This is a genomic window from Priestia aryabhattai, from assembly GCF_023715685.1.
GTDB classification, from domain to species: domain Bacteria; phylum Bacillota; class Bacilli; order Bacillales; family Bacillaceae_H; genus Priestia; species Priestia aryabhattai_B.
The window spans coordinates 741,405-756,968 of sequence record NZ_JAMBOQ010000002.1 but is presented as its reverse complement, the minus strand read 5'-3'; the positions used below and the strand labels follow the sequence as shown (position 1 = coordinate 756,968).

The following is a 15,564-nucleotide window of genomic DNA, read 5'->3' as shown; positions in this document are numbered from 1 at the left end:
CAGCTTTCTTTAATAAAGAACTCTTATAACCCTTCTCTTCTGTATAACTCTGACTTTCGATTATCCAAATAGTTCAAGATTTCCTTTGAACTTGCCGAAGACGATAGGTCTATGTCAACAATCGCAAGGTCCTCATTATTAAGAGATTTAAACACACAGTGCCCATTAGGATTAATAACTTCACTTTCACCAAAATAGACATAGTCGTCTTCTAATCCAACTTTATTAGCAGCTGCAATAAAAATATGATTTTCTAAAGCTCTTGACCTCAAATAAATGTGCTGATGATGCTCGTAAGGAATCATGTTCGCACAAAGAACAAAGACAACTTCGGCTCCTTTTAACGCTAGAATTCGCGCCACTTCAGGAAATTCCATATCATATGTAATCATCACTCCAAACTTTCCTTGAGGTGTATCAAAGACCGGTATACTATCTCCAGAAGTAAAATATAAATTTTCATGATCAAAAAGGTGAATTTTACGATAAGTTCCTACTATCTCACCTTCCTTATTAATAAATACAGCGGAATTATATATTTTAAAGTGGTGCCTTTCTGGAAAACCAAGAATAACTCCTATTTGTAATTCTTTAGCATACTTTTTTACTTTTGTGATTAATTCTCCTTCTACTGATTCAGCTAATTCCTCCACTTGTTCATTTAACAAAAAACCAGTCAAAAATAATTCAGGGAATAACACAAAATCCGCACCTTGATTTTTAGCCGCTTCCATTGTTCCAAAAACTCTCTTTAAATTTTTATTTTTATCATGCAAATTGCTTCTAAGCTGGGCTAATGCAATTTTTAATTGACGCATCCCTTCACCTCTTTAAAAACCTTCTTTTTTGTATACTTTTAACTTTTTTGAAATAGTAGACTGATCAACCTGCAATACTTCTGCTACTTTGTAAGTACTTTTGTATTCACCGTAAGCTTTTAAAATTAATTCTTTTTCTACTTGTCTTTTAGCTTCTTTTAAAGATATTGGTGCTTCAGAAGAAAAGGACCAAACGTTTTCACGTATATTTTTTTCTTCTAACACTTCTTTTTCAGTCATATTTGTTACGACAATTCTTTCTATCGTGTTTTCCAATTCCCTTATGTTTCCCGGCCATTTATATTGGATAAGTTCTTGTTTTACTTCATCATTAATTTCTTTTTGAAGGTGATATTTTGTATTGTATTTAAACAGAAAATAATCAATTAAGATATGTATGTCCTTTTCTCGCTCCCTAAGAGGCGGAATAGTGAGCGGTACGACATTAAGCCTATAGAACAAATCTTCACGAAATAATTTTTTCTCAACAAGCTCCTGTAGATTTTTATTTGTTGCAGCAATTACTCGCACATCTACTTTCTTTTCTTCTGTACTTCCTACTTTCCGCACCGCGCTTTCTTGCAAAACACCTAGCAGTTTTGCTTGTAGGTTTAAAGGAAATTCCGCAATTTCATCTAGAAAAATTGTTCCTTTATGAGCAGCTTCAAATAAGCCGACCTTTCCTCCTTTTTTTCCGCCTGTAAAAGTTCCTTCTTCATACCCAAATAACTCTGATTCGATTAAACTTTCTGGAATAGCACCGCAATTAACAGAAATAAAAGAATGCTTTGAACGTGTACTAGTTCTATGAATAAATTTAGCAATTTGACTTTTGCCTACTCCCGATTCACCTAGTAGAAGAACAGTAGAGCCTACATGAGCAATTGTTTCAATAATTTTACCAATTCGTTTCATAGCAGGTGATTCCATAATCAACTCATCGGTTTTATGCTGACCTTCATTTGAATAAGGGTTAAACATGCTTTGAGATATATTCACTAATGTTACGATTTGATTTATGTAAGAGTTCGCTTGGACAAAGTGGAGAGTAAACAGATAGGTTCTTCCCTCATAGGTGTTTAATAACTGAGTAGAGTCATCTGGAGCAGCAGTAAAGACCTTTTTCCACTGAACTTCTTCAAATAACATATTTTTTTGAAACAACGATAAGCGACTGGTTTGTTTATTATTTATAGATACGGTATCAATGCGTCCTTCATGATTTGTGATGACTACTATTGATTCGCAGGTACCTATTGAAGAATTCCTCATTATGCATTTCCTCCTTTCTATTGTTCCTAATGAAAAATCGCATCATTGATGATAAAAATCATCATCTTAGCTTTTTAAATAACTGTATAAGCAGAATATGACTTATTCTCTTTTTCTCCCTATTAGTATAATGAAAAAATTCATCTTTTTAAAGATTAAAAATTAGAATTGATTGAAAAAATACGTTGGCACACTTCTTGCTTGTATTTATAGTGAAAACTATTATGAGGAGGTATTTTACAGTGAATATTACAATTGCTCAGTTTTGTCCTTTACTAGGCAATAAAAAAGAAAACATTCGGAAAATAAATGAATGTATCAAGCAAGCTGCAAGCGAACAGGCTGACCTTATTGTCTTTCCAGAACTTTGTTTAACAGGTTATTTTATTTGGGATGATATTGAGGAACTAGCTGAATCCGTCAGTGGTGAAAGCTTACAGCTTTTACAACAAAGCTGCAGGGATCACAGCATCCACGCCGTTATATCTTTTCCTGAAGTAACAGCTAACGGGCATTATCATATTACATCTGCTCTTATAGATGATACCGGAACTGTAATTGGTACGTATCAAAAAACACATCTTTTTGACAGGGAAGCTGAAATCTTCCGTCCAGGCAACACTTTACCTGTTTTCAAAACAAAATTCGGAACCATTGGATTAATGATTTGCTATGACCTTGAATTCCCTGAGGTGGCCCGAACTTTAAAAATAAAAGGAGCGGATTTACTCATCATCCCGCTTGCTAACATGAGCCCTTACGAACATTATCAAATAACCTATTTAAAAAGCCGTGCTATGGAAAACGAACTTCCAATTGCTCTATGCAATCGAATAGGCTCTGAAGAAGATACATTCTTTTTTGGACATAGTGCAGTCGTGAACAGTAAAGGAAAAGTTCTTTTAAAAATGGGTAGCAAGGAACAAATATCAACAGTAGCTATTTCTTTAGAGGAATTAAAAGATCAGAAGCTTAATTACCTTATGCACAGAAGAGCGGATTTGTACAAATAGATATAGGAAGATTAAAAACAATTTTTAAGGGAGGCGCAAAGATGGAAACAAAAAGAAACCAGGCAGTTCCAACTTTGAAGTTGTCACATATTGTTTTGTTTGGACTTGCTTATATGACTCCAATGATTGTATTTGGTATTTATGGCTTGTTAGCTGAAACCACCCATGGACTAGTTTCCACTGCTTATATAGTGGCTTTAGCTGCTATGCTATTTACGGCTTATAGCTACGGTAAAATGACTAAAGCTTTTCCTATTGCAGGGTCTGCTTATACTTATACAAGAAAATCCATAAATCCGTATGTCGGATTTATGATTGGATGGGCTGTTTTACTAGACTACCTGTTTCTTCCTATGGTTATTTGGCTTATAGGAGCCGTTTATTTACATACAGCTTTTCCTAGTATCCCTCTTTGGACATTTGTACTAGCTTTTATTTTTATTACAACTGTCATCAATATGATTGGCTTAAAAGCGGCAGCGAACGTTAATGCATTAATGATGATTTTCCAATTGCTCGTAGTCGGTATTTTTATTTCACTAAGTATTATATACCTTATAAAAGGTTCATCACCCTTTGCGCTCTTTAGTTTTAACCCATTCTTGAACGAGCATCTTACATTTTCGTTTGTAGCCGCTGGCGCTTCTATTGCTTGTTATTCTTTTTTAGGATTTGATGCTGTTACAACTCTATCTGAAGAAACCATTAATCCCGAAAAAACAATGCCAAAAGCTATCTTTCTTATTACACTAATTGGAGGCATCATTTTTATTGGAGCTTCTTATTTTCTACAGCTTGTTCATCCTGACTATACATCTTTTAAAAATATTGATTCAGCAGCATTTGAAATTGCCGTACAAATCGGCGGCAATTTATTTAGCTCTATTTTTCTAGCTGGATTAATTATTGCTCAATTCGCATCTGGCTTATCTGCTCAAACAAGCGGAGCCCGTTTGTTATTTGCAATGGGAAGAGATGGCGTACTTCCTGCTAAGATATTTGGTTATCTTCATCGAAAGTCAAAAACACCCCTATTGAATATTTTACTCATAGGAGGCATTTCATTACTGGCCGTTAAGCTTGATGTAAGTACATCTACTTCTTTTATTAACTTTGGAGCATTTTTAACATTTATTTTTGTAAATCTATCGGTCATTTTTCACTATTACTTCACGTTAAAAAATGAAAGAAAGAATAGCTTTCTTCTTTACTTTCTTGTACCAGCTATAGGAGCAGCCCTTGATTTCTATCTCTTTATTAATCTAGATAAACACGCCTTAGTGCTAGGAAGCATCTGGACTGCCATTGGACTTGTGTACTTAACTTTTCTTACAAAAGGATTTAAGCTTTCTCCTCCAGAAATGGATTTCGCTGAAGAGGAAATAACGAAATCTTCCTCTCTTGTACATCAAAAAGCTGCTGAAAAAACATTGTAACTTTTTAAAATAAGAGGTTGAAACATAACAAAATGAATCCAATCTAAAGACGAACAAATGGGATACATGAGCTGAACCACTTGTGACACCGCAGTTGATTTCCGTGCCAGACTTCGCTTTCCGCGGGAGTCTTCGTCTTGCCCTCCAATCAACTGCTAGAAGGAATTAAACAGATAAAACCTACGTTCACCACAACAAAAAAACGAACCACTAATCAAACATGTTGATTAATGGTTCGTTTTTCACTTCATCTAAAATACGTTTGTCCCAGCCTCTTTCTCATGTCGGTCTTGACTACTCGAACTTCCCTCCCCAACGCTTCTTTCTACCTTCACAGCTCAAATAAACTTTCTCCGTCCTTATTCACCCAATACTTTTCTGTTTTTGGAATCAAAGGTGTAAAGTCTTCGTACGTTCCTTTCCAGCCACTTGGAACATATTCCTCAAATGAAGCCGGCTCAGGAAACATGGAATAGAACGTCTTTTGATCAAAATCCACCAAAAATGAAGGGCTAAAATCTAATGCACCTTCTTCATCTCCGCTTTCTATTTTATCTTCAAACAGATTTAAAAGAGTTGACGCATCTGCTTTTTGAGACTCTATACGTTTTAAAAAACGTTCAGCATTTTCACTACTAAGAATCTCAATTCCTTCCCGTTCAGGTTCAATGTATTCATCAACCGCTAAATCACCTTCACTTTCAAAAGCTTGCGCAAACTTTACATAATCTAAATACCATAGCTCTCGATCTGTCACATACCATTGAAACTGCTTTTTATGTATAACTCCGACAATCACGTTTTCAGCGTATATAGGTTCTAGCATGGGATTGACCTCCTTGCTTTTATTAGCTTTGTGACCTCTTGTATGAGATTAATTGGATAATAAACTTACTCATTCTGTAGCTTAAAGAAATTTCTTGGATATCTATCAATAACATGTTTATGTAATTTCACTTGCATAAATATAATTCTTTAAATACTCTCTTTTATACTTTTCCATTCAACTTCCACTTTAAATATTCAGCAATTTCTATTTGTCCAAATTCCCTAGCATATTGGTACGCATCCATATCCTTAATATTCTCCCCGGTATATTGAACGGAAATATCTATACCTTGATCAACTAGATGTTCAACTACTTCTTTATGGCCACCGTAAATCGCTGCAAATAATGGATTTCTTTTTGCCAAGCTTACATCTAGCTTTGCTCCAGATTGGATTAAATACTTTACTATTTCTAAATTACCGGATCCTGCTGCTAAATTTAACGCAGAAGCATCAAATGTCCCACCTTTAGCATTAACGTCAATTCCTTTTTCAACTAAATACTGAACGATTTGAAGGTTCCCCTTTTTAACCGCTACATGTAACCAAGTACCAAATACAGTCATGGTATTTAAAGCCTCTAAATTATCACCTATTAGTTTTTTCACTATATTGATATCGCCATCTTTAATGGCTTTTCTTATCGATTTATTAATATTTTTTTGATCCACCATACAATCTCCTTCATTATCTTCTAATCGCTAAGCTACCTAACTCTTCAAGAACGTCAACGATATTATCCATATCAAATTCTCTTGACGTCAGTAACCTTCTTCTACTTAAATAGGATCATTTGAAAATTCACTATAATACTTCTCAATTAATGCTTTGTCATTTTCTTCACTTGGTACTTCATCTAGATATTTATGTTTCCAAATCATCATTTGGTCACTAAAACTATACTCTGTATCAAACCAATTTGTATAATCATAATGCAATTCAAATTTCCTGCTACTTTCTAGAGACATTGTAAATGAATACCAAAGCTCATGATGATTATTTTCAAAAATATTTCTTAATTGATTGCTCAATTCAAACAGCTTTCTTTTACATCTCTTAAATTCTTGTTTATCAACATTATACTCAAACGGGATTTTCAAACTATACTTAAAGCTTTGTGTATTCTGAGGTGTATTATAAAAAAATAAGTTCCTCCCCCAGCTTCTGATAGCTGAGCATAAAAATAAAACTTTTCCCATTCTTCTGATATCATTTCATTAACTGTTTCAGCTATTTCTCTACATAATGTGTTTATTTCCTTTTTCATAGTTACCCACCCGCTCTATTTTCAATGATTTTCTTGAATGTCTTTTCACCTTCAGTTGCATAAACTACTTTAAATGAATCTGGGTTTAATGAAGCCTTTACGAAAATTGGCTTAATTTTCACAAATACTTTATCTCCAATTAATCTTTTTATCCGTTAGTGTATATTTGATTTTAGCAATAAGAACATTACATGTCTGCTCGCAAAGCATAAATAAACTAGGAAGTGTAAGGTAAATATGATGATTTATTAGTTCAAACCAAACTGAATTCTATTAAACTTACATACCAATATTAGTACTGAATTAAAGCTTATTATTTTTCACTTCTTCAAACCACTCATCAGCAATATGATCGGCTGTTTTAATATCATCATGCGTATATACGAAATCATACTTGTATTCCGCTTTAAAATTGCCACTCTTAACATCATAGATTAACTTCATCTCCGTTGGCATATCTCTTTCATATTCTTTACATAAGTCTTCAATTTTTTCGATATCTTCACATATTATACGCAACACCATAAGCATTCTTTTTTGAGACACATCATATCTTTCGTCTTCATTCTCCAATGCATCATTCACTTTATGACATTCTACATACTTATTATTGATACAATAAAAGAAACTGCCTGAAATAATTCCTTCTTCACGTGAAGCATAAACATACACTTTATCTGCTCTATCTTCAACGTACTCCATACATATAGATATCATATCGGCTTGTAATTTACTAAACTTATCTTCAAATTCTTTCATATTGCTTTTTTCACTCCTTGGATAAACTCTCAAGAATTCCAGTTAACCTTACCTAAAAAATCTTTCCGTTCCTTTTGTCACCATGGAATGACCCATCTTGGTTGCGTAGCGTTATGATAGTGAGCCTACAATGACTAGCGATTGGAATAAGCTGTTTTGGCGCTGTTCTATTTTATAAGTCATAACTCTTATAAAATAAATGATGAAATGCGCAAATGCGTTTAATAAAAGCACCATTTGCAGAGAAAATGCAATCGGTACTCACACTTACCCTTGCAAATTTTTCATTACCAAATTAATCTCATTAGTTAATCATTCTTTTACCTCTCTTTTATATTTTCCATCGACACCTTTAAATTTATGACTTATCTTACATGAAACTGTACTCTTAACCAACTTTAATTGAGTTCTACCTAACGGACTAATTCTCTTGGGTTCAATCTCCAGCTTGGTCTCTCGGCTCTTTCTAGCTCTAATCCTTGTAAAAATAAATATTTTATTATTAGCAAACAAAAAATTCGCAGTAAATTTATTCGTCTGCGAATTTTTATAAAATTTATTCAATTAAAAACATCTTCATCATTTTCATTTAATACTGCCTGTACTTCGTCCTTTTCAAAAACTGCCATATATTCATAAGGTAAAGCCAAAACTTGAATAAGAGAGGGGCGAATCTTTAATAATTGGTATGCATAAAAAGCTTCTAGTTCTTCTGTATCATCTTCTTCGTTTACAGCTCCTATATACCAACCTGAATCTCCTTGTTCACACTCACTGCTTCTTTGTAAGTAAATACTATCTACTTCTAATACATTTTTGGCCACAACCACCTTATCACTAAACCTGACTGTTTCACCATTATTAATATTTAGCTTCCGTAAAAAGTGAACTTGCTCCAACTGTATCCATAGAGCAAGCGTTAGATCTTCTGTATCGTCCTCAAATGGATTCTTTGAATAATCTGGTGAAAGAATATGATACTCTTCACCTTTTATAGAAACAATAAACCTTGACCACCCTATTTGTATAGAAAAACCTTCAACCCATTTTTCGGTTTCTATAGTTTCAAAGATACTAAAAAGGTTCTCAACCTGCATTTCCAATTCATTTTCAGCTTGAATTACAAATACTTTACCACTTATATTTTTAATGAATTTTTTCAATTATTCTAACCTCTCTTCTATAGCTTTTTTTAAAGCCTCTCTCGCTTGAGCTTCTAACTTTAACATTTGTTGTCTTACTTCTTCTGGCACATCTCCTAACTTAGAATGTCCCCTCCATTCACTCCAATTATGAGCTCCTTTAGAAGCATTAGTAGATTTACCAAGCCCAACAAAGTTTTCTTCTAAATTTAAAACTTCTATCTGCGCTTCCTTAGTTAGTTGGTTAAACCCTTCAAACTGCGTTATTTCTTTCATGGAAACAATATGATCAGCTTCCAGTTTTTGAACTTCATACCCATAAACAGGGTCAATTTTAGGACCTTCTGGATTTACCTTTTTTCTTATTTGGTTATTGGGTGTCTTCTTTCTTAATGCTTTATAATCTTTTTTAGATATTCCATTACTCGCTCCACTGTTTCCACTTCGTACCGAAAACATCCGCCCAACATCTTTTCCAGTAATCCACTCATCTACCACTGGCATACGCGTTCCAGTCAGCGGTTCTTCTACTACTCGGACCTTCTTAGGAGCCAGCTTAATATCTCCGGCTTGACTAATTTTCTTTTTGACATAATTCGAAGAAGAACGATAAGCTTTCTGAGCGCTTTGCAGCGGCGGCATAATGCGCTGAGCCGCTTGTTTGCTAAGTACATTCCGCATATCACTAAGTTTCTTCGCTCCATTTGCCACGGCATTAGCCCCTGCTTTCACTGTTTTCCCCGCTACCTTCGTAGACAATGCCCCTGCCCCAGCAATCCCTAACGCTTGCAGAAGACTTGCTTTACGCTGCTCTTCACTAATCTTGTTCCCGAACATGTCGCGTCCGGTCATGTATTCTCCTAGGCCGTTTGCAGCCACAAGACCGTAGAGGCCTTTTTCGGTTTGCTGCAGGACTTTGAAGGATTTGGCGGATTTGTAGGCGTCTAGGGCATGATCCGCTGCGCTTAGGCCTTTAGCCGTTTTGTAGATTGCTTTTCCGCCTTTTGCGGCTCTTCCTACCCAGCCGACGACCGGAATGAATCCGGCTGCTGCCATGGCTCCTGCTGCAACGCGCTGTGAGGTGGAAAGCTTTTCACCCGTAACAGGGTCCACGCCTTCTGCTGCTCGTTTATAATCATAATATCCGCTGACCTCTCCTGTAAAGGTAGAAACCGCATCCCACGTTTTTTCATACCACGGCTTATTTGCTTCTTCTTCTTGCTTCTTTTCCAGTTCGTATACTTCTTCTTGCTGCTTATTGTAGTCAACATACGAAGTCGCATAGTCGTTTAGCTTTGTTTGAACTTTATACAGCTCGCTGTCGTGATACGCTTTTTCGTTAAAGGCAAGCTGATAGGCGCTTCCTCCTTGACTCGTAGCAAGCTCTAAGCCGCTTACTAGCGTATTCACTACCGTATAGAAATCGTCCATTTCGCTGTATTCTTTTGACCATTCAGCATCAAGCTGATTCACCGCTTCAATTGTATCGGTGCGTTTTTTCTCTGCTTCTTCTATTTTATCGTTAAACTCACTCGTTGAAAACGCTGAAATAGAGACAATATCGTCGATGCCGTTTAAAATACTCTGCAGATCTTCGTGCTGCTGAGCAACCATTTCTTTAGCGTTGCTGTTGGCATTTTTTAACTCTGTTTCTAAAAACGATTCATTCACAACCGTGCTTCCGGCTAGCTTTGCTTTTTCAGCTTTGACGTGAAGTGCTGAAAAATAGCTTTTTTGCATTTTAATTAAGTTTTCCCACTGTCCGGCCGTATCGGCGTGCTGCTTGTAAAAAGATTTTATATTGTCAGCGCCTTTTCCTTCTAGGCTGCCGTCTAAGTCCGCTACGCCCTGCAGCGCTTTTTTCAGTTCGCCCAGCTGGCTGAGTAACTCATCGTAGGCATTTTCCCTGTCTTTTGCTACGTCAAACAGCGCTTTTGCATCGTATACCTTTCCCACAGTCATCCCCCTTTACTGCTACGAATGGATAATGGATTCGTCTTGTTCTTTTAACAAATCCACATTTGATTTTGTATCTTTTACGTTTTTGTTTAGCGCTTTTATATAAGTAGAAACAAGCGTTTGAATTTCTTCTTCACGCGCTTCCCATTTACTTGTGGTATCAAGACTGTTTTTTCCGAGGTCAGGCATTTTGCTGATGGATAAATTTCCAATCGCTGTGCTGACTGCTTCAAGCTTTTTGATAACGTCAGCGTGATCAAGCTTAATCGTCATGAGAACAGCCCCCTTCTAATTTCACTAATCTTGCTTTCTACTGCGTCGTAGGCTTCTTCACCTTTAGCTAATAGGGAATCAGCTTCTCCAATAGCGGCGTTAAAGCCGCTTAAAAATCCTTTTTCAGCTTCTAGCATTCCAATCTTTATATCGATTTGACGAATATATCCATCGTAATCACCATCTAAAATGCCTTTTATATTGTCGTAGGCTGCCGTACGTTTTTCTTCAAAATCATCCGATAACGTACCCGTCCACTTTTCTCCTAGCTCAGGCTTTTTGATTTGTTCGATTTCAGTTAATGAAGCATTCTGTTCAGCTTCAATTTTACTTTTGGCCGTTTTTAGCTTAGAAATTTTCCCTTCTACATCTGAAACTTTTCCAGATACTTCGCTCAGCAATCCGTCTAATACGCTTCCTAAACCCATATCGTCCCTCCTGTTCCGCACATTTCGAGTTTAATCCAATAATTATAAGTATAAAATTTGTCTCATTATAGCTAAATAGGAAAAAACTCTCTTTTTTATGATTCTAGTTTCATGAATTAGGATAAAAATGAAAAATAAGAGAAAAAAGACTCATGTCTAAATACGTTATCCACCCATATTCCGTTATCCAAAAGAGAGAATGAGTAGAATAAAACCATTCCTTTGTACCCATACCCGTTTTCTGCCATAAATTAAAGCTTTTCGCGTAAAAAGACCAATCTACACTTCGCTTTTTTACACAGCAAAAAACCTCTGCACATCCTGCAGAGGTTTTGTTTTATACTTGAACCGGCGTTGGTTCTTCAGCTGCTGGTTCATGCTGCACAAGCCCGTAGTTTTCCCACGCTCGGCTTCTCCAGCGGAAAAACATAATAACCGCGCGCGTCCATTCATCGGCTGCAATTGCAAGCCAAATGCCGGCAAGCCCCATGTCTAAATGAAAAACAAAGAAATAACCAAGCGGCAAGCTCATCATGACCATCGACATTGCACCAATTAACACCGGATATTTGGCATCCCCCGCTGCCCGCAGCGAGTTAATCAGCACAATGTTCATCGTTCTTCCCGTTTCAAGCACGATGCTCAACAGCAGAACCGTTGCGCCAAGCTCAATGATATGTGGATTGTCTGTGAACACGCTGATAAGCTGTGTTCTAAATGTCATCACAAGAATAACCATCATCATCGTTACGCCACTAGCCCATTTGACGCTTTTCCATACGCGCTCGTACGCTTCATCTTTTTCATTTCCGCCTACTAAGCGGCCGACAATAATCGCTGTTCCCATCCCAATCGCAATTGCAAATAAGTAAATGAACATAGAAATATTCATTGCGTACTGTCTAGCAGCCAGTGATTCTGCTCCTAGGTACGTTGCATAGTATAAAAAGACAATTTGACAGCCTTGATACATCACTTGTTCAAAAGCTGACGGAATACCGATTTTTAAAATTTTACCGATATATTCTTTTGAAAGCGTAATGTAGTACTGAAATTTCACTCTGTATTCCATTACTTGATACAGCAGCCAGAAAAATACAATCAGCGCAACAAATCGGCTGAACGCAGATGAAATAGCTGCTCCTTGCACGCCCATTTCTGGAAAGCCGAACTTCCCGAAGATTAAAGCGTAGTTTCCTGCAATATGAAAAATGTTCATTCCAAGTGATACAAACATCGCCTGCTTGGTAAAGCCGTGCACGCGAATAATCGCTGCAAGAGAATTAATAATCGCTTGAAGAAAAATAGCTCCTCCGACGATAGATAAATAGCTCTGTGCATACATCAGTACGTCGCCTTGCAGGTTCATGGCTTCCATCATATGTCTTGAAAACAAAAGAAAACCCGCGCTAATGACTAGCCCGACTCCTAAATTTAACGTAACGGCCAAAGCAGAAATCTTTGACGCTTCCATATAACGCTTTGATCCTAAATACTGAGATACAACAATTGCCGCCCCGTTACCAATGACCTCTAACACCAAAATCGCAATGTGAAGGTATTGATTGGCTGCTCCGACTCCTGATACGGCATCATCTGACAGCGCACTTAGCATAAAGGTATCAGCAATTCCCATTAACATAAAAAGAAACACTTCTAAAAAGATCGGCCACGTTAAGAAAAACAAATTCAGCTTTTCTTTTGGCCCTTTTTTTGTTTCGACCGCGGTCATCCCATCACCTTCTTTACCGATATCCAATTTCAAACAAGAAGTATCTTACCACACATTTCTTTTGTATACATCCCCTTTTTAGCACATTTTTTATTTTATTTGTTTAGGCATAAAAAAAGCCGCTTCCTCGAAGGAAGCAGCTTTTTTCCGTTATTAAATTGAAATTTTCACTTCTGCATTCATACCTGGAAGAACTTTATCTGATGCATCATCAATTGAAATTTTAACAGGTACTTTTTGCGTTACTTTTGTGTAATTTCCTGTATTTTGAGCTGGAAGCATAGAAGACACTGAATTTGTTGCGCGTCCGATTGCTTCAACATGACCTTTAAAGACTTTGCCTGAATCTCCGTCCACTGTAATATCTACGCTGTCTCCTTCTTCTAAGTCACCTAGGTCTGTCTCTTTAATATTTGCAGTAATATAGATTTTAGATAAATCAGCTGTTTGTGCTAATACATCGCCAGCTTTTACTAATTGATTTTGAGAAGCATTGTTTTTAATGATTGTTCCGTCGATCATAGACATCACGTCTGTTGATTTGTCGCCTTCTTTTAAGCTTCCAACAGAATCGCCTTGAGAAACGCTATCTCCTTCTTTTACATTCCATTCGGTTAACTGACCGTTAGCTGAAGCAATGACTTGTGAAAGCGGTGCTTCTACCTGCGCTTCATCCGTTTTAACGTAATTTGCTTTTTCGTAGAAATAATATCCACCAAAACCTACTAGTAATAAAATCACAATGATTCCAACAATGTTAGTAACCAATAAACGACTTTTACTCATCGGAATTCCTTCTTTCTATAGTTAGTATATTATACAGACGTTTCTTCTGTTTGAGGTGCCGGCAGCATTTTTCTTTCTTCTTGCGGCTCAGCTTTTTCTTGAACCTCTTCTTTTTGAACAAGAATTCTATTTTTACCGCTCCACGCTTTACTTAGTGAAGCAATGAGCATAATCACTCCTAAAATACCAAGCATGAAAAATAAGTTGTGATACGCATGTAAAATCGACGCTTTTTTAGCGCTTGCTACAACAGCCTTCACAGCTGATGATTTTGCGTCCGCTTGGCTCATTCCCATACCCATATAGCGTTTGATCATTTCAGACAGCTGCAGTTTCACTTGAGGATCTACTGAGCTAATTTGACCTCGAAGGTCTTCGTAACAAATCGCGTTTTGTCGAACAACAAACCATCCTATCACAGGTGCTATAATTGCTCCTAATAAATTTCGAATGGAGTGCAGGGAAATCGAACGCATAGAAGCTTGATGTAAATCTCCGGCTAGTGCCGTTCCTAGCGCACCTGATACTAGTGCCATACTAACACCCATACCAAAGAGCATAATGTGAACATACAAGCTCATTATTGATGTATCGGCTGATACGTTCACCCAGCTAAATCCTACAATAACAATTAGAAGTGATCCAATTGCTCCAAGGTAACCGGGGCCAAATTTGTCATACAAGAATGTCGTAGCAACTGCTGAAATCAGTACCCCAATAAAAAAGTACAAATAAAAATAAGAAAGTGTGGTGTACGATGCATTTTGAACATTTTGCATCACGCCATTAATGCCTGCGATTGCTAGAATATATGCCATATGACCCCCAATTGCCATAATTGTACCTGCAACTGGTTTTACGGCTAGCAGCGATTTTAATGGTACTAACGGATTTTCAGCTGCTAAATCAACTAAGACAAAAATCACAACTAACCCTGCTGCAGCTAATAAGAACGGCCACACTTGAATAGAAGCAAATCCTTCGTATCTTAGTTCATAAAGTGGATAAACCAATAAAATCATAATAAGACTAAGAATAAAGATACTTTTTTTATCAACTGGACGCTCTTCTTGCTGACTCGGATCGTGAGCAGGCAATACCTTATACCCGATAAACAGACAGACAAGAGAAGCTATTATTCCTAAAACAAAAACCCAGCGCCAATTATCCATGCTAAGAGATACAGCACCTAAAAAGGCTCCAATCGCCGTTGAACCGAACAGTCCGCCGATCGCTAACACTAAAAAGAAGTTTCGGATTTTATTCGGAAACGAGATCAGCGCAGCTGGAATAATGGTTAAAAACAGCATTCCTGAACTTAAGCCTTGAATCAGACGACCAAGGGATAAAAACGCAACGTTTTCGGAAAAAACGTTGATAATCGAACCTGCTAAAAAGACTAAAACGAACGTTAAGTATGCTTTACGCACGCCATATTTTTTCGTGAGCATCGGACCAATAGGTACCCCGAGTCCAAATGCCAAGTTAGAAATAATAGATGGCAATAGTAAGCTTTGTGTACTCGCATCAAATCGATTTTGAATCAATACTTGATTGACCGTGTAAGATAAATTCAAAAAATACTGAGGGCCAATCGAAAATAGCGTTAAAATCGCCATAATTAAGTATTTAGGTACGCTTAAACCTTGTTTGTCGGAGGCTACTGCTGGATTATTCTGACTCATATTTATTCCTCCTTTTATTAAATTCTTTTCATATGACTAACAATTCCTTACATATTTTATTGTACAAGTTGTATAATGCAAGTTATGGCAGCACTACATATTATACATCTTTTAAAGAAGAAATCAACTTCTTTGTTTCAACTTAAAAAGACTATTTTTCAATAGC

At 36.7% G+C, this 15,564-nt stretch carries 14 protein-coding genes and 1 pseudogene; 2 read left to right on the top strand and 13 right to left on the bottom strand.

The features are described from left to right. Positions 1-23 precede the first annotated feature (23 nt). Positions 24-818: a carbon-nitrogen hydrolase family protein gene (locus M3225_RS10760; protein WP_251393261.1), complete on the bottom strand. Its 795-nt coding sequence runs from the start codon at positions 816-818 to the stop codon at positions 24-26. Positions 819-830: 12 nt separating this feature from the next. Further along, entirely contained in the window at positions 831-2,090 is a 1,260-nt protein-coding gene (locus M3225_RS10755; protein ID WP_251393260.1) for a sigma-54 interaction domain-containing protein, read from the bottom strand. Between the two features lie 242 nt (positions 2,091-2,332). On the opposite strand from M3225_RS10755, the gene M3225_RS10750 reads away from it, so the two are divergent. Further along, positions 2,333-3,103 (top strand): carbon-nitrogen hydrolase family protein, encoded by a 771-nt coding sequence (locus M3225_RS10750; protein WP_251393259.1) that lies wholly within the window; start codon positions 2,333-2,335, stop codon positions 3,101-3,103. A 41-nt stretch (positions 3,104-3,144) separates the two neighbouring features. Next, entirely contained in the window at positions 3,145-4,539 is a 1,395-nt protein-coding gene (locus M3225_RS10745; protein ID WP_251393258.1) for an APC family permease, read from the top strand. Between the two features lie 331 nt (positions 4,540-4,870). Here M3225_RS10745 and M3225_RS10740 read toward each other — a convergent pair whose 3' ends face one another. The 11 genes and pseudogenes from M3225_RS10740 to M3225_RS10690 form a co-directional block, all read right to left on the bottom strand. Beyond that, a complete protein-coding gene (locus tag M3225_RS10740) occupies positions 4,871-5,365 on the bottom strand; it encodes a hypothetical protein (protein ID WP_251393257.1) in 495 nt (164 codons plus the stop codon). 163 nt (positions 5,366-5,528) lie between these two features. Further along, on the bottom strand, positions 5,529-6,038 hold the full coding sequence (locus tag M3225_RS10735; RefSeq protein WP_251393256.1) for an ankyrin repeat domain-containing protein: 510 nt from the start codon (positions 6,036-6,038) through the stop codon (positions 5,529-5,531). Positions 6,039-6,146: 108 nt separating this feature from the next. Beyond that, a pseudogene (locus tag M3225_RS10730) lies at positions 6,147-6,634 on the bottom strand (immunity protein YezG family protein). 303 nt (positions 6,635-6,937) lie between these two features. Then, on the bottom strand, positions 6,938-7,393 hold the full coding sequence (locus M3225_RS10725) for an immunity protein YezG family protein (protein WP_251393255.1): 456 nt from the start codon (positions 7,391-7,393) through the stop codon (positions 6,938-6,940). A gap of 560 nt (positions 7,394-7,953) precedes the next feature. Beyond that, positions 7,954-8,556: an immunity protein Imm33 domain-containing protein gene (locus M3225_RS10720; protein WP_251393254.1), complete on the bottom strand. Its 603-nt coding sequence runs from the start codon at positions 8,554-8,556 to the stop codon at positions 7,954-7,956. Further along, positions 8,557-10,497 (bottom strand): ribonuclease YeeF family protein, encoded by a 1,941-nt coding sequence (locus M3225_RS10715; RefSeq protein WP_251393253.1) that lies wholly within the window; start codon positions 10,495-10,497, stop codon positions 8,557-8,559. Positions 10,498-10,509: 12 nt separating this feature from the next. Further along, complete coding sequence (locus M3225_RS10710) at positions 10,510-10,767, bottom strand: YwqI/YxiC family protein (protein WP_251393252.1); 258 nt, start codon at positions 10,765-10,767, stop codon at positions 10,510-10,512. Next, positions 10,764-11,195 carry a YwqH-like family protein gene (locus M3225_RS10705; protein WP_251393251.1) on the bottom strand — a complete coding sequence of 144 codons (432 nt, stop codon included), beginning with the start codon at positions 11,193-11,195 and terminating at the stop codon, positions 10,764-10,766. The genes M3225_RS10710 and M3225_RS10705 overlap by 4 nt, the downstream gene beginning before the upstream one ends. Positions 11,196-11,532: 337 nt before the next feature. Beyond that, complete coding sequence (locus M3225_RS10700; RefSeq protein WP_251393250.1) at positions 11,533-12,927, bottom strand: MATE family efflux transporter; 1,395 nt, start codon at positions 12,925-12,927, stop codon at positions 11,533-11,535. 153 nt (positions 12,928-13,080) lie between these two features. Beyond that, the gene (locus M3225_RS10695) at positions 13,081-13,713 is read right to left on the bottom strand and encodes an efflux RND transporter periplasmic adaptor subunit (protein WP_251393249.1); all 633 of its coding nucleotides are present in this window, start codon (positions 13,711-13,713) and stop codon (positions 13,081-13,083) included. A 29-nt stretch (positions 13,714-13,742) separates the two neighbouring features. Further along, the gene (locus M3225_RS10690; protein WP_251393248.1) at positions 13,743-15,398 is read right to left on the bottom strand and encodes an MFS transporter; all 1,656 of its coding nucleotides are present in this window, start codon (positions 15,396-15,398) and stop codon (positions 13,743-13,745) included. Positions 15,399-15,564 lie beyond the last annotated feature (166 nt).

What these genes read in the sequence shown, in the direction of transcription:
- M3225_RS10760 (WP_251393261.1), bottom strand. Translation starts at nt 818, where the DNA reads ATGCGTCAATTAAAAATTGCATTAGCCCAGCTTAGAAGCAATTTGCAT.
- M3225_RS10755 (WP_251393260.1), bottom strand. Translation starts at nt 2,090, where the DNA reads ATGAGGAATTCTTCAATAGGTACCTGCGAATCAATAGTAGTCATCACA.
- M3225_RS10745 (WP_251393258.1), top strand. Translation starts at nt 3,145, where the DNA reads ATGGAAACAAAAAGAAACCAGGCAGTTCCAACTTTGAAGTTGTCACAT.
- M3225_RS10740 (WP_251393257.1), bottom strand. Translation starts at nt 5,365, where the DNA reads ATGCTAGAACCTATATACGCTGAAAACGTGATTGTCGGAGTTATACAT.
- M3225_RS10725 (WP_251393255.1), bottom strand. Translation starts at nt 7,393, where the DNA reads ATGAAAGAATTTGAAGATAAGTTTAGTAAATTACAAGCCGATATGATA.
- M3225_RS10715 (WP_251393253.1), bottom strand. Translation starts at nt 10,497, where the DNA reads ATGACTGTGGGAAAGGTATACGATGCAAAAGCGCTGTTTGACGTAGCA.
- M3225_RS10710 (WP_251393252.1), bottom strand. Translation starts at nt 10,767, where the DNA reads ATGACGATTAAGCTTGATCACGCTGACGTTATCAAAAAGCTTGAAGCA.
- M3225_RS10705 (WP_251393251.1), bottom strand. Translation starts at nt 11,195, where the DNA reads ATGGGTTTAGGAAGCGTATTAGACGGATTGCTGAGCGAAGTATCTGGA.
- M3225_RS10700 (WP_251393250.1), bottom strand. Translation starts at nt 12,927, where the DNA reads ATGACCGCGGTCGAAACAAAAAAAGGGCCAAAAGAAAAGCTGAATTTG.
- M3225_RS10695 (WP_251393249.1), bottom strand. Translation starts at nt 13,713, where the DNA reads ATGAGTAAAAGTCGTTTATTGGTTACTAACATTGTTGGAATCATTGTG.
- M3225_RS10690 (WP_251393248.1), bottom strand. Translation starts at nt 15,398, where the DNA reads ATGAGTCAGAATAATCCAGCAGTAGCCTCCGACAAACAAGGTTTAAGC.